At 41.9% G+C, this 13,421-nt stretch carries 13 protein-coding genes and 2 pseudogenes; 4 read left to right on the top strand and 11 right to left on the bottom strand.

Annotation, left to right across the window (positions count from 1 at the left end; genetic code table 11):
• Window positions 1–220: 220 nt before the first annotated feature.
• From ANSO36C_RS29960 to ANSO36C_RS29945, 4 genes and pseudogenes are all read right to left on the bottom strand, one after another.
• Window positions 221–466 (bottom strand): ChaB family protein, encoded by a 246-nt coding sequence (locus ANSO36C_RS29960; RefSeq protein ID WP_251957721.1) that lies wholly within the window; start codon window positions 464–466, stop codon window positions 221–223.
• Window positions 467–580: 114 nt separating this feature from the next.
• The gene (locus tag ANSO36C_RS29955; protein ID WP_251957720.1) at window positions 581–937 is read right to left on the bottom strand and encodes a DUF1345 domain-containing protein; all 357 of its coding nucleotides are present in this window, start codon (window positions 935–937) and stop codon (window positions 581–583) included.
• 10 nt (window positions 938–947) lie between these two features.
• Complete coding sequence (locus tag ANSO36C_RS29950; protein WP_251957719.1) at window positions 948–1,250, bottom strand: DUF1345 domain-containing protein; 303 nt, start codon at window positions 1,248–1,250, stop codon at window positions 948–950.
• A 285-nt stretch (window positions 1,251–1,535) separates the two neighbouring features.
• Window positions 1,536–1,925, bottom strand: a pseudogene (locus tag ANSO36C_RS29945) (DUF1499 domain-containing protein).
• A 164-nt stretch (window positions 1,926–2,089) separates the two neighbouring features.
• On the opposite strand from ANSO36C_RS29945, the gene ANSO36C_RS29940 reads away from it, so the two are divergent.
• The 3 genes from ANSO36C_RS29940 (at window position 2,090) to ANSO36C_RS29930 (ending at window position 5,189) form a co-directional block, all read left to right on the top strand.
• Entirely contained in the window at window positions 2,090–3,238 is a 1,149-nt protein-coding gene (locus ANSO36C_RS29940; RefSeq protein ID WP_251957718.1) for an alanine--glyoxylate aminotransferase family protein, read from the top strand.
• Between the two features lie 971 nt (window positions 3,239–4,209).
• Window positions 4,210–4,458: a helix-turn-helix domain-containing protein gene (locus ANSO36C_RS29935; RefSeq protein ID WP_251957717.1), complete on the top strand. Its 249-nt coding sequence runs from the start codon at window positions 4,210–4,212 to the stop codon at window positions 4,456–4,458.
• On the top strand, window positions 4,455–5,189 hold the full coding sequence (locus ANSO36C_RS29930) for a restriction endonuclease (protein ID WP_251957716.1): 735 nt from the start codon (window positions 4,455–4,457) through the stop codon (window positions 5,187–5,189). Before ANSO36C_RS29935 ends, ANSO36C_RS29930 begins: the two co-directional genes overlap by 4 nt.
• On the opposite strand, the gene ANSO36C_RS29925 is transcribed toward ANSO36C_RS29930, so the two are convergent.
• Together ANSO36C_RS29925 and ANSO36C_RS29920 are read right to left on the bottom strand one after the other, a co-directional pair.
• Entirely contained in the window at window positions 5,152–5,520 is a 369-nt protein-coding gene (locus tag ANSO36C_RS29925) for a DNA cytosine methyltransferase (protein WP_251957715.1), read from the bottom strand. The genes ANSO36C_RS29930 and ANSO36C_RS29925 overlap by 38 nt on opposite strands.
• Window positions 5,521–5,536: 16 nt before the next feature.
• Window positions 5,537–6,433: a DNA cytosine methyltransferase gene (locus ANSO36C_RS29920; RefSeq protein WP_251957714.1), complete on the bottom strand. Its 897-nt coding sequence runs from the start codon at window positions 6,431–6,433 to the stop codon at window positions 5,537–5,539.
• 130 nt (window positions 6,434–6,563) lie between these two features.
• On the opposite strand from ANSO36C_RS29920, the gene ANSO36C_RS29915 reads away from it, so the two are divergent.
• On the top strand, window positions 6,564–7,421 hold the full coding sequence (locus ANSO36C_RS29915; RefSeq protein WP_251957713.1) for an oxidoreductase: 858 nt from the start codon (window positions 6,564–6,566) through the stop codon (window positions 7,419–7,421).
• On the opposite strand, the gene ANSO36C_RS29910 is transcribed toward ANSO36C_RS29915, so the two are convergent.
• The 5 genes and pseudogenes from ANSO36C_RS29910 to ANSO36C_RS29890 all read right to left on the bottom strand — a co-directional run bounded on the left by ANSO36C_RS29910 (window position 7,418) and on the right by ANSO36C_RS29890 (window position 13,151).
• Window positions 7,418–8,515, bottom strand: a complete 1,098-nt coding sequence (locus ANSO36C_RS29910; protein WP_251957712.1) for an ABC transporter ATP-binding protein — start codon at window positions 8,513–8,515, stop codon at window positions 7,418–7,420. The genes ANSO36C_RS29915 and ANSO36C_RS29910 overlap by 4 nt on opposite strands.
• Window positions 8,516–8,585: 70 nt before the next feature.
• On the bottom strand, window positions 8,586–9,467 hold the full coding sequence (locus ANSO36C_RS29905; protein WP_251957711.1) for a carbohydrate ABC transporter permease: 882 nt from the start codon (window positions 9,465–9,467) through the stop codon (window positions 8,586–8,588).
• A gap of 285 nt (window positions 9,468–9,752) precedes the next feature.
• Window positions 9,753–9,974 (bottom strand): hypothetical protein, encoded by a 222-nt coding sequence (locus tag ANSO36C_RS29900; protein WP_251957710.1) that lies wholly within the window; start codon window positions 9,972–9,974, stop codon window positions 9,753–9,755.
• Between the two features lie 556 nt (window positions 9,975–10,530).
• A pseudogene (locus ANSO36C_RS29895) lies at window positions 10,531–11,443 on the bottom strand (carbohydrate ABC transporter permease).
• 385 nt (window positions 11,444–11,828) lie between these two features.
• Entirely contained in the window at window positions 11,829–13,151 is a 1,323-nt protein-coding gene (locus ANSO36C_RS29890) for an ABC transporter substrate-binding protein (protein WP_251957709.1), read from the bottom strand.
• Between the last annotated feature and the right edge of the window lie 270 nt (window positions 13,152–13,421).

Below are 13,421 nucleotides of genomic sequence, written 5' to 3'. Positions count from 1 at the left end.
GCTAAATTAAAAATTTAGTGGTCTACAATTAGTGGCGGGTCTGAATCCCCCACTTTCTTGTTCTGACTCCTGAATTCTCACTTCTGGATTCTTCTTCAATCTCTGGCATAAGTTGTGAAAAAAGAAGGGAAATTCCATCTCTGCGCTGTGAGAATTAAATTCCCCTTAAATCTTTATAATACCCCCTAACATCAGATAGTTATCCACAGATGAAATTTAGTTAATTTCCACCAGATGTAACAGATTTATTATGTATAGCAGTGTCTTCGGGCTTTCTCTGCCATTTGCCATCATTGCCTGGTTCGTATTCATTTTTTACACTATTCCAAGCTATTTCACGCGCACCTTCTTCACTCAAAGCATCCTTTTGAGCAGCATTCAATGCTGCAAGGAAAATCTGTTGTGCGTGTTCAGGCAGTTGTTGTTTGATATCTTCAGATAATTCTTCTATTTTGTTATCAGGCATAAACTTACTCCGATTATTTCAACTTAAGCTTATGCTAAAAAATTGGCAATCTAATTTCCTCTTTCTCTAAGTAGAGAAATAAATAATCATACTTTTGGCTGAGTCAAGCAATTTTTAGATTAGCGATGCAATGATATTAATACTCATAGCTAAAATTGTGGTATTGAAAAAGAAGGATAATATACTATGTAACAGAGTCAAGCGCCTCATCTCCCGCGATCTCGTTTCCACATCTGAAACTTGGCTAGTCATGCCAATTACAAAAGAATAATATAAAAATTCCCAATAATCTGGATAGTCATTATTAGGAAAATCTAAACCTCCGGTGATTTCTTCACCATGATTACGACTAATATATTTGTAATAGCTGTGTGCATATTGCACTGCAAACATCGTATGCACTAGTAACCAAGAACCAACAATGGTCATAATTGAAAGTATGAGATGTAAGATAAGCAGAATTTTTGACAACTCTTTTTTATCAGTTAGTAAAAAACCCAATGGCTAAAACACTGGCACAAGCCGCAGCAATCACCAGCATGAATATAGCCAAATGTCCTTCAAATTCATTCTCAGCATAACGACGAATTTTTTCTGGGGTAGCTTTGATCATTTTCCACCACGTTATGGCTAAGAAAAAGTCAGCGCCGGAGTTCCAAGCACAGAGAATGCGAGTAGGTAAGTGCAGCCAAGATGGAAGGATTACTGAAACTAATCCAGCAACTCCGATAGCAATTATCAGCCTGGGTCGGGAGTCAAAGTTTTTAAATAAATTAAGTTGCACAAATATTGCGATCGCAAATTTTAACTAATTCGTAATTCGTAATTTATCGATATAATTTATTGTCTAGTCTAGTTATTAGTCTACGCACGATTAGGAGAACCAAAATATGGCAATCTTAGAACTTGTCAATAAATAGTTTTCACAAGTTTCCATCATAGATATTAGCACATTAGTTTCTCAAACTAGCAACTATTCTGATGTAGTTGCAGACCAAATCAGACAAGCATGCCAAGACTACTTACTAACTCAATTACGAACTACGAATTACGAATTACGAATTACGAATTATTTTAATTTGGTTCTAATCGTCTCTACTCGTTGACGATTAACACCTAAATCGCTCTGACCTAAGCGGGAAGCTGAACGCACTTGGATGACATTAGCATTGCGATCTAGATAGAATTCTACATCATCTACAAATCCCATTAAAGCACTTTAAAATTCTGCATATAAATAATCTTGGCTTTCAGTAATGATTTTGGTTCTTGGTAATGACTGAATGATATTTTTAAGATTAGCGATCGCTGCTTCAGGAGAAGACGTAAAAGTCAGTGGTGCAATTTTGGGGGTTGCATCTGTACTCTGACTAGAAACGCAGTTAGGGGAATTAGGGCAGGGTGCTAATTTACCGTTGCTAATACCTAAATTATTCGGTCGTTTGCCAGCAAAAACCATAATTATGTCTCCCGGTAAGTCAATAAGTATACTCTCACACATTTGTCTTAATCACAGTAATACTTTCCAGCAATCCCATCTTCTGGCAAATGAGAGATTTGTTAAAACATCGGTGATGCGATCGCTCTATGATTCGGTAAGTACCGTCTAGGCGAAAATAAACTATGACGCAAACAATTTCAATCAACGACTCTGGGCGCTTGCAACTCACACCGCTAGAAATCCCATCTCGTCTGCTGTTGGGGCCAGGGCCATCCAACGCCCATCCTACAGTTCTCCAGGCGATGAATACCTCACCTGTTGGGCATCTTGACCCAGCTTTTCTCGCACTCATGGATGAAATTCAGTCGTTGCTGCGCTACGTATGGCAAACAGAAAACCCACTCACGATTGCAGTCAGTGGTACAGGAACAGCCGCAATGGAAGCAACCATCGCCAATGCTGTTGAACCCGGTGATGTAGTTTTGATTGGTGTAGCGGGTTACTTTGGTAATCGTCTTGTAGATATGGCTGGACGTTATGGCGCTGATGTGCGAACTATCACCAAGCCTTGGGGACAAGTCTTTAACCTCGATGAACTGCAAACTGCTTTAAAAACTCATCGTCCAGCTATTTTAGCTTTAGTTCATGCTGAAACCTCCACTGGCGCACGTCAACCATTGGAAGGAGTCGCTGATTTGTGTCGTGAATTTGGCACTTTGCTGCTAGTGGATACAGTCACAAGTTTGGGTGGTGTCCCCTTGTTTTTAGATGCTTGGGGAGTTGACTTAGCTTATAGTTGTAGCCAAAAAGGATTGGGTTGCCCGCCTGGTGCTTCTCCTTTTACCATGAGTGCGCGTGCAGTTGAGAAATTGCAACATCGGCAAACAAAGGTTGCGAACTGGTATTTAGATATGTTGTTACTAGGCAAGTATTGGGGCGCTGAACGCACCTATCACCACACAGCACCTATCAATTTATACTATGCACTGCGAGAAGCACTACGTTTGCTTGCAGAAGAGGGGTTAGCAAATTCCTGGCAACGGCATCAAAAGAACGTAGAATATCTCTGGGAAGGGTTGGAAAATTTAGGATTGAGTATGCACGTTGAGCAAGAGTATAGATTGCCAACGCTTACTACTGTCCGCATTCCAGCAGGGGTAGATGGGAAAGCGATCGCTCGGCAGTTACTCAATGAATATAATATTGAAATTGGCGGTGGACTTGGCGAACTCGCGGGTAAAGTCTGGCGCGTTGGATTGATGGGCTTTAATAGTCGTAAAGAAAGTGTTGACCAACTTTTAGCAGCACTGCGGCAGGTTTTACCGAAGTAACTTTTGCGTAGTTAGGTGCGTTAACAGTCGCGTAACACACCAGAAAAAATTAAATATCTGGTGGAAAAGAATGTAGAGACGCAAAATTCCGCGTCTCTACAAAGATAGGACTTACGCAAAATATCTCTCAAACTCTGATTTCTCCGTGTACTCTGCGCCTCTGTGGTTCGTTATTCCGTAACTCTTGCGTAAGTCCTAAAAGATTTTAGTTATTGTCAGTCGATGCAATGGCATTGCCAGCCCATGCATTAACAATTCAGGAACTTGGGTTAAGATGGCACGACAATACAAAGTGCGGCTCGTTTGCATCTTGTGAAAAACGTCAGAATAATATATGTGTTGAGTATTCCCGCCTGGTTTCACTGCGATAAAAAACCAACAAACAGCAGAGGCAAGAGTATTAGGAGAGACACAATCAAAACGAGGGTTGCCGGCTCGATTTTAATGTGGTTTTTTTGTGGATCGCGCATTTGGCACACTCTTCAACAATAAGTATATTAACTCAGCCTAAAGGATGTTTGTTCCTTTTTCCAAGCCCAATTAGGTTGAAAAATGTAAATTTTTAGCAACTTTATCGCCCTACCAGCTTATTTCTTCCAAGGTAATTTAGTCCCCATTTCAGTCAATGCAGAAAAAATGAGATACAGGACGAGTAACCCAGCACCTACAAAGAAAGCCAGTAAATCGTTATCCATAAATCCTATTTGCTAAAACTTTGCTAATCATAGCGGAATCACCTAATCTTTAGGGTTTTTCTCAGCAATTCTCATTATGAAAATAGTTATCAACATTTTAAGCTTAGGGACGAAAATCTGTGCGCCTCTACTAGTTTGCCAAGTTAATTTTGGAGGTTTGTAGTAAGGACTTTAGTCCTTTAGTTAATACATTTTCTACAAATTTCATAGGTAACTGCTGGTGATGTGACACATCGTCCGTAGACTGATAGTCCGTCAACGATAACAATCGGGACTATGAATGAATCGAAACCAAAGATTCTTAGTGCTTTAGGTTATCTTGTAAGACAACATAGAACAGAACTGGGAATTTCTCAAGAAGAACTAGGATTACGCTCTAACTTAGACCGTACTTATATATCTGGTGTGGAACGCGGAGTCAGAAATCCTTCCCTCACAGCTCTTGTAAGCCTTGCAGGTGGTTTGGGCATAAGTGTTTCCCTTCTTCTTGAAAATCTGGAAATCGAAGCGGATAAGATACAGTGAGCAACAACAAAAATTTAGTAGAGACAATTCAGTCTCAGTTTAGAAAAGACTCAACTCAACTACAAGTCTTTAAACTTTTATCAGATCAAAAATGGCATTGTAGGGAGTGTGAAGGAAAAAATATAGGTTCAAATCAGTATGCTGGTGGTGGAGGTATACAGGGGTTAGAACGCGGAACCAGAAGCCGTCCTGGTTTGGTAATTGAAACAAAAAGAGATTACTGTCCTACTTGCCAGCAGATGCGACTAGGAGATCGATGGATAGGAGAGATAAAATCAGCTAATTCTGCATCTAATATACCAGCGTCTTTAGCCCTAAGAATTCTCCAAGTTTATTCATATACAGATGCAATAGAACAGAGACAAAGAGAGAAGCATGAGTTAGTTATTGATCATAGATTCCCAATGGAACGCTGGGGTGAAAGTGAGCCACCACATCTTGCGTCTATGAGTGAAACAGAAATTAAGAAAAAGTTTCAATTACTTAAGAAAGATTCATTTGGCAATCACAATCTTTTAAAATCCAGAAGTTGCGAACGCTGTATCAAAAATGGCAACCGAGGTACACCTTTTGGAATTCAGTTTTGGTATCAAGGAGGTAAAGATTGGCCTTCTATACATCAACGGGGTGCTGAAGCTGAGGAAGGCTGCATAGGATGTGGCTGGTATAATTTTGATCTTTGGCGCAATGCTCTTAATCAAAAACTAGCCCAGCTTGTTCAGGATGACTAGGATTAACTTTATTTTTAGTATTAAGAGCAATATCACTTAGATAAGGAATAAGTGCGTAGCCAATGCACTCCGCTAAACTTGGCGGTACAGCATTTCCAATTTGCCACATAGCTTTTTTCATAGAACCTTCAAAAATAAATGAATCTGGAAATGTTTGTAATCTTGCCATTTCACGCGCTGAAATAACACGATTTAGATACGGATGAATATGAGTACCACCGTGATTCTCTTTAACGGTCATACTTGGTTTACCAGGATATTGCCGTTTGAAAGCATCAACGTATTTTGTATATAAAGAACCACCTGGAGGAACTTTAGCAATTCGCTCCATATACTCAGGTGAATGCTTAGTCCATTGATGGTTTATCTCTGGTATTGGGGTATATGCTGGTAAATTCGGAAATAGCTGATTCAATAGGTTTATATTCTTCAGGTAACAACTTAGCTTTGGGATAGGGATTTGGCATACCAAATCTGTTAGCTATAAAGATCGCTCTTGGTCGAATTTGTGGCACTCCATAGGCAGCAGATTCAAGAATTGCAACAGATATATTAGGATAACCAATAGATTGAAACGCTTCAATGATTGCTTTTTTTACATCTCCGTTTTGTATAGTCAGAATGCCTGGAACATTTTCCATAACAACGTACCAAGGACGTATTTCTGAGACAACACGCACAAATTCATAAAATAAACGATTGCGGGGATCTTTATGGTCACGTTTTCCTGCTACCGAGAAACCCTGACATGGTGGGCCGCCTATAATAAGATTTACTTCAGGTAAACCGATTTCTTGTAGCCAATTACGGGAATCAAATTGTTCGATATCTCCACAAAAGTGATGACATTGTGGAAAGTTCTTTTTATGGGTAGCAGAAGCAATTGGGTTGATTTCAACGCTAGCTAAGGGTTTAAATCCAGCTTGAACTAGTCCTTGTGTTATGCCTCCTGCTCCACAAAACAGATCCATAAAGGTGTAATTAAATGGTGATTTTGGCACAGAATCAACATCAATGAATATTTTATATGGATCGGAGTTATTTTGATCTAGTTCTCGTTTGATACGTTCATAACGTCCTAATTTTGGTTTTTTTTGCTTTGTTGTAGAGTAGTTTTCCTCGTTAGGAAAAAAAGAAAGTTGGGTTCCTTGCATTTTTTGTTTGAGATTGATATCGGCTTGAGTGTGACATATAGTCCACAATAATATATCAAACATGGCCCAGTTTTTTCCAGAAACCCACACGGTTCTTTGGTACGTGGTTTTGGAAAGCTTGTTTTTGCAGGTAGATACTGGATGCTTAACCTTCGGTTAATTGAATTTGGCAATATCAGTATTTATACTAATTTAGAATATATCAACTTTTTTAAGTTTCATGAGCAAAGTTTATTTGATAACCGGAACGTCAACCGGATTCGGTCGCTCGCTAGCGTCAGCAGTTTTAGAGCGCGGTGACAAAGTTGTGCTGACAGCGCGGAAACCTGAACAAGTAGCAGAATTGGTACAAGCAAATCAAGAAAACGCAATTGCCATTCGGCTGGACGTAACAAATGCCGAAGAGCGGCGTGCTGCTGTCAAAGCTGCTGTCGAACGCTTCGGGCGTATTGATGTTCTCGTTAACAATGCAGGAATTGGTTCTCTTGGTGCATTGGAAGGATTTTCATCTGAGCAAATAAGAAAACAGTTTGAAGTTAACTGCTTTGGCGTAATAGAAATGACGCGCGAAGTCTTGCCCGTAATGCGTGAACAGAAATCGGGTCACATTTTGAATATTACCTCAATTGGCGGTTTGGTTTCAATTGGCGGATTTGCACTTTACTGCGCGACGAAATTTGCGGTTGAAGGTTTTGCTGAAGGCTTGCGCGATGAAGTAAAACCTCTGGGCATTAATGTGACGATTGTCGAGCCGGGCGCGTTTCGCACGAACTTCGCAGGAGATGCCAATATGCAACCCGAAACGGAAATTGATGATTACAAAGGGGTGATTGAGCCACTGAGAGAATATCTTTACGGCGGCAACGGCAAACAGCCAGGCGACCCAAAAAAGGCGGCACTTGCAATCATTCAAGTTGTCGAATCGGAGAATCCACCACTACGGTTGATGCTTGGCTTGGATGCTTACAGCCTGTGGGAGCAAAGACGGACGGTTGAACGCGAAGAATTTCAGCATTGGCGAGAAATCGGAATTAATACTGCTTTTGAAGGCGCAGATGTTACACCAATCGGCGGCTAAAAATCCGAATTCGTTTGTCTTTTAACAAGAGCATGGCCAGATTGAACATCAAACCAGTGAATATCTTCAGGGGGTAATGCTAATGTAATATCCTCGCCATTCCAATTTTGGTCTGTTGGCAACAAAGCACGTACCGTAATCGCTCCGGTTTGTGAACCCTCAATTTTGACACTGACCAAATGGTGCATACCCAAGTTTTCTACTAAAAACACTCGCCCTTGAATAGTTTGGATATCACCTGGTTGAGCAATGCGGACATCTTCTGGGCGGATTCCCAAAACAATCTGCGGTGGTACTGTTGGTATATCTGGGAGAAGTACTTGGAAGTTACCCGCGATCGCATATTGTCCCTTACAAGGTAAAGTTAGTAAATTCATTTGCGGACTACCAACAAATCCAGCCACAAATAGATTAGCTGGATGGTTATAAATGCGATCAGGTGGATCAAGTTGCTGAACATAACCATCGTTGAGCAATGCAACTTTCGTAGAGAGCGTCATCGCTTCGGTTTGGTCGTGGGTGACGTAGACAACTGGCACTTTTTGGGCTGCAAAAATTTGCTTGATATCGGCTCGGACTCTTTCCCGCAATAATGCATCCAGGTTACTTAAAGGTTCATCCAACAGGTAGACATCGGCATTACGCACCAAAGCACGACCAACAGCAACCCGTTGCCGTTGACCTCCAGACATTTGGCCAGGCTTACGGTTCATTAACTCTGCTAATCCTAAAACTTCTGCCACTTCTGCCACTCGCTGTTTAATTTCTGTCGGTGGTACTTTTTTCAGCTTCAGTCCAGAAGCGAGGTTTTCGTACACCGTCATGTGAGGATAGAGTGCATAGCTTTGAAATACCATTGCAATGTTGCGATCGCTTGCTCGTTTATAGGTAACATCCACTTCCCCAATTTTGATTTGACCGCGAGTAGGTTCTTCAAGACCCGCAATCATTCGCAGTACGGTAGATTTGCCACAGCCAGAAGGGCCAAGTAAAGTGAGAAACTCATGGTTATCTACAGTTAAACTAACGTCTTTGACGGGGACGACTTTAGGATTGTAGGTTTTGTTTAAGTTTGTGAGTTCAAGTTTAGCCATTTTTCATTTGTCATTTGTCATTGGTCATTGGTCATTTGTCAGAAATTATTATTCTCCCCTCTGCTTCCCCTTATCCCTTGACAGCACCAGCCGTAAGACCTTGGACAATCCGGCGTTGGAAAAACAAAACTAGTAAAATCAAGGGTAACGTGCCCACGACAGTAGCAGCAGCGATCGGGCCGTAGGGAATTTCATATATTGTCGCACCACCCAATTGAGCCGCAGCAACGGGAATTGTCTTCAACTCTTCACGCGTCATAAACGTGAGAGCGAAAATAAACTCGTTCCAAGCAAAAATAAAGGTGAGGATTCCAGTAGTCACCAAGGCGGGAAGGGTCATAGGTAGCACGATTTGCCACAGTAGTTGAAAAGTGTTGTAGCCATCGACTCTAGCAGAATCTTCCAAATCTTTTGGCAATTGTTGAAAAAAGCTTCTAAGTACTAAAATTGTTAGCGGCAAATTGATCGCAGTATAGGGTATAATCAGCGCCAGATAATTGTTGCCGAGTTTAAGCGCTTGGATAATTTCTAACAATCCTAAGAACAAGAGAATTCCAGGAAATAAGGTAACAATTAGAACGCTAGCGAGGATAGCTTTTTCACCCCAAGGGCGTAACCGTGCGAGGGCATAAGCCGCAGGTGCGCCGATCGCTAAAGATACAGCTGTGGAAGTAATCGACACAAAGGCACTGTTGAAGATGTAGCGCCAAAATGGACGACGAGTAAATAACTCAATGTAGTGATTGAAAGTGAATCGTGTGGGGAAATAGACAGTAGGAACGGCGGCAATATCCTCATTCACCTTAAACGAGGTCAGCAATTGCCATAAAGCTGGGGATAAGCTGAATAGCACTATTAATACAACTATTATGGGCAGCAAGATTTTTTTAAAAGAAAACTTGCTTTCCCCTTTTGGTTTTGGAGTCGTTGGAACTGCTTGTCGAGAACTCATGAGTTATATCATGTCCGATTGATTATGTAATGGTCTATGTATGCACAAATGTAAAAACTCTTTCTTCCCCTGCCCCTGCTAAGGTGTTGACTTTGTGGGAAAATCGCCCAAAAAAGTTCATGCAAATTCTGTGTCCTCATTCGATGTGGAAAATACGATTTTTCTTTTTGAAAGCAGTTAAAAATCTTCTTTGTAGTGCTGTTAGCTTTGGTTAACTGGCAATGCTGTCTGTTTTTCGAGATAGCTGCTAATCTTCGATCTACCTATCGCTACGCTTTCCAAAAATCAGTCGTCGTAAAGGACTTCATCCAGATCCCTCACGTTGTTTGCTGCAATGTCCTCTTCTGCTTGAGCAATGAGACGATCTAATTTTCCTGATGCTAAGTCCATTTCAATCTGCCTATCCCACATCTCATCAAGATATTCTTGAAGCCACTTTGCCAGATTACGAACTTCATTCTCTGGTAATTGTTTGATAGCCAATTCAACTTCTATCCGAGTAGTCATACGACATCTCACTTCTCAAGAGTATCCCTATATTACCTCTGATTATAGTTTGAAGGGTAGGAGCCTACTTTAACTAGCACACTGGGATAGACTGCGAAGCCTTTTGAGTTTTTCTCCTATTCTTACTAATGTGCTGTTGCTAGCAGAAAGAAGACCGTTATTGAAGAAGAATTCAGAAGCCAGAATGGGCTAAACGCCCCGCTACCGCTAACAGGAGTCAGAATCAATGAGTGGGGGATTCAGACCCGCCACTCATTGTAGACCACCAAATTTTCAATTTGGTGGGGGTCTTAAACCCATTTATTCAGACGCGACTCGAAAATACTCGCTAACGCTGCGCTATCGAGTACTCGCTCTAAGCGAAGCCATGCCGCAGGCTTTACGCTGCGCTATCCGCCAGTCGCGCAGAATTCATTCTGTTAGCGGTAGCGGGGCGTTTAGCCCATTCTGGCTCCTGACTCCTGAATTCTGTTTGATAACTTGTTATTGCAATTTTGTCTGAAATATCAAGGTACAAAGTTAACACCCTAGCTCCCTGCCTCCTGCCCCCTACTTCTTAAATGGTTCCTGATGTTTTGGCACGGTATTTGTTCAGTAAGAAACTAGCGATCGCTACCGCAGCAATTAATATTAAAAATGTCACCACTACCAGGGCTGCTCCATAACCAAAATCTAAGTAGCGCATCACCGTAGAATAAATATACAATGACACCACTTCTGTAGCGCCACCAGGGCCACCCCCAGTCATCACAGCAATCAAGTCGAAGATCCCGAAAGCTTGAGCAAACCGAAATAGCACCGCAATTAAGATTTGCGGCAGCAGCAATGGCAGGGTAATATTGCGGAAGCTTTGCCAAGCAGTTGCCCCATCGACTGAGTAAGCCTCATAAAGGTCTTGTGATATCGACTGCAACCCAGCTAGCAACAAGATGCTGATAAATGGCGTTGTTTTCCAAACATCAGCAAAAAACCACTGCTATCATCGCCAGCGTTGGATCTCCTAACCAATTAATGCCAGTCTCAATCAGCCCCAACCGCCGCAGAATATCATTCACAACCCCAAACTGGTCGTTAAAAATCCAAGCCCACGCCAGACCAATCAAAGATGTAGGCAAAGCCCAAGGGATAATGGCGGTTGTACGCACTATGCCCCGCCCAAAAAACGCCTGATTGAGAACTAGGGCAACTCCCAGTCCTAGGAATAGTTCTGAGATTACGGATGCTGTTGTGAACACGGTCGTCGCCCACAAACTCTGCCAGAAACGGCCATCTCCCGCCATCCGCACATAATTGTCCAAACCAGAGAATACAGGTTGTAATTCTGTTCCCAGATTTCTAGTAAATACGCTTAACCAAAATGCTCGTAAAATCGGGTAGGCAAATACAAACAACAGCAGCAGCAATGCTGGTGTTAATAAAATCCATGCTGTCTGTTGTTCTCGACTTCTGAGTGTATTTAAATTTGTCATTTGTCATTTGTCATTTGTTATTTGTCATTTGTCATTTGTCATTTGTCATTTGTCATTGATTATTGGGCATTGAGAATTGGGCATTGGGGATTTTTAACCCTGTTAATGAGCCTTTGAACTCCGTTAATGAGTCTTTGAACTCCGTTAATGAGTCTTTGAACTCCGTTAATGAGCCTTTGAACTCCGTTAATGAGTCTTTGAACTCCGTTAATGAGCCTTTGAACTCCGTTAATGAGCCTTTGAACTCCGTTAATGAGCCTTTGAACTCCGTTAATGAGCCTTTGAACTCCGTTAATGAGCCTTTGAACTCCGTTAATGAGTCTTTGAACTCCGTTAATGAGTATTCGAGGTGGATGAACAAGTCTTTAAGCCAATGCTTTAACTTCTAACTCCCCCTGCCCCCCGCTCCCAGCAGTCGCCGCGTTTCCGCCGCAGCAGCTTGCATTGCTGGTTCCGAATTCATCCGACCAGATAACGCGGCGCTAAGATAACGCTGTAAAATATCTGATGTCTGAGCATATTGGGCGATGGGCGGACGTAAAACTGCATTGTCCACGACTTCCAATAATTGCGGATAGTGGGGGTATTTAGCAACAATCTCTGGGTCTGTAAACAAATCCCGGCGACTTGGTACATAGCCTGCGGTCAAAATAAATCGGCGTTGTGCTTCCCGGCTGGTAAAATACTGAATTGCTTTCCAAGCTTCTTCGGGATGTTTAGAAGATTTAGCAATCCCTAAACCCCAGCCCCCTAAACAAGCCGCTCCCGTCTGCCCAGGAGCGTGAACCATTGGTTTAATCGCTATTTTGCCCCGGATTGGCGAATTTTCTGCCTGGGCTAAAGGCCACGCATAAGGCCAACTGCGTAAAAACGCTACTTGACCATTTTGAAACAAGCGCCGGGTATCTTCTTCCTGGTACGTCGTGACTCCAGGAGGAGAAACGCCTTCCTTAACCGTACTACGCAGAAATTCAATGGCTCGTAATGTTTCTGGTCGATCTAGTCCAACTTCGAGGGTGTCAGGATTAACCCAGAAACCACCAAAGCCTTTGAGGACTTCCGCAAACATCGCCACAAGTCCTTCATATTGGCGACCCTGCCAAACATAGCCCCAATTCACCTGCTTTTTCTTTTGCAAAACTTGGGAAATTCGCATCAAATCATCAAAGGTTTCTGGCGGTTGCAATCCTGCTTGTTTGATTAAATCTTCTCGGTAGTAGAGCATTCCTACATCGGAACGCACTGGAATGCGGTACAGTTTGTCTTGGTAACGTCCCCCTTCTACATCCTGGGATGAAAATGCTGCCAACTCCTGTTTAGAAATGCGATCGCCTAAAGGTAGCAACCATCCAGCAGCAGCAAACTTGGATGTCCAGATCACATCCATATTAATCAGGTCATAAGGGGATTCACCCAAGATAAAAGATGAGGTGTATAGGTCTTCGAGCAAATTTGTGGCATTCGGCCCTTCAACTAGGTTAATGCGAATACCTGGGTTCTCAGCCTCGAAGTCTCTAATTAAACCCTGCCTCCAAGGTTCGGCATCAGGGGCAGTCATTAACAGATTTAGGGTAACTGGTTGTTGTGAGAGTGCTACCCAACTGAACAATATGATGCTCAACAGAGTTGCTAGGAAAACCCCTATATGTAAATAACTCTGTTTTTGGATGAATTTTTGCAACTTGTTTATTGGCTTTCGGTACAACATTATAAATGTAGCGATCGCTAATGGTAATTATTACGAAATAAAAACATTATTTTGCATCAGAATGCTTGAATAATGAACCAAAAAGTCAAGAAACTTAAAATCAAGCTGACTTAAAAATAAGCAAGGTAATTGTAAATCAACGTAACATTTTGCTGACTAAACCCTGAATATACAGTAACCTTTTTCAGAAAAAACTGTTTAATTAGACAGTTAAAGACTACCGCTATAGACGTAAACTAATTTCTTTTTAATCGATTAAGCAACCATCTA

This window comes from Nostoc cf. commune SO-36 (assembly GCF_023734775.1).
GTDB classification, from domain to species: domain Bacteria; phylum Cyanobacteriota; class Cyanobacteriia; order Cyanobacteriales; family Nostocaceae; genus Nostoc; species Nostoc commune_A.
The sequence above is the reverse complement of the archived record's forward strand: the minus strand, read 5'-3'. Positions and strand labels throughout refer to the sequence as shown.

Bases quoted from the DNA above. Each gene is read 5' to 3' on its own strand.
- ANSO36C_RS29960 (WP_251957721.1), bottom strand. From the start codon at position 466: ATGCCTGATAACAAAATAGAAGAATTATCTGAAGATATCAAACAACAA.
- ANSO36C_RS29940 (WP_251957718.1), top strand. From the start codon at position 2,090: ATGACGCAAACAATTTCAATCAACGACTCTGGGCGCTTGCAACTCACA.
- ANSO36C_RS29935 (WP_251957717.1), top strand. From the start codon at position 4,210: ATGAATGAATCGAAACCAAAGATTCTTAGTGCTTTAGGTTATCTTGTA.
- ANSO36C_RS29925 (WP_251957715.1), bottom strand. From the start codon at position 5,520: ATGGAGCGAATTGCTAAAGTTCCTCCAGGTGGTTCTTTATATACAAAA.
- ANSO36C_RS29915 (WP_251957713.1), top strand. From the start codon at position 6,564: ATGAGCAAAGTTTATTTGATAACCGGAACGTCAACCGGATTCGGTCGC.
- ANSO36C_RS29910 (WP_251957712.1), bottom strand. From the start codon at position 8,515: ATGGCTAAACTTGAACTCACAAACTTAAACAAAACCTACAATCCTAAA.
- ANSO36C_RS29905 (WP_251957711.1), bottom strand. From the start codon at position 9,467: ATGAGTTCTCGACAAGCAGTTCCAACGACTCCAAAACCAAAAGGGGAA.
- ANSO36C_RS29900 (WP_251957710.1), bottom strand. From the start codon at position 9,974: ATGACTACTCGGATAGAAGTTGAATTGGCTATCAAACAATTACCAGAG.
- ANSO36C_RS29890 (WP_251957709.1), bottom strand. From the start codon at position 13,151: ATGTTGTACCGAAAGCCAATAAACAAGTTGCAAAAATTCATCCAAAAA.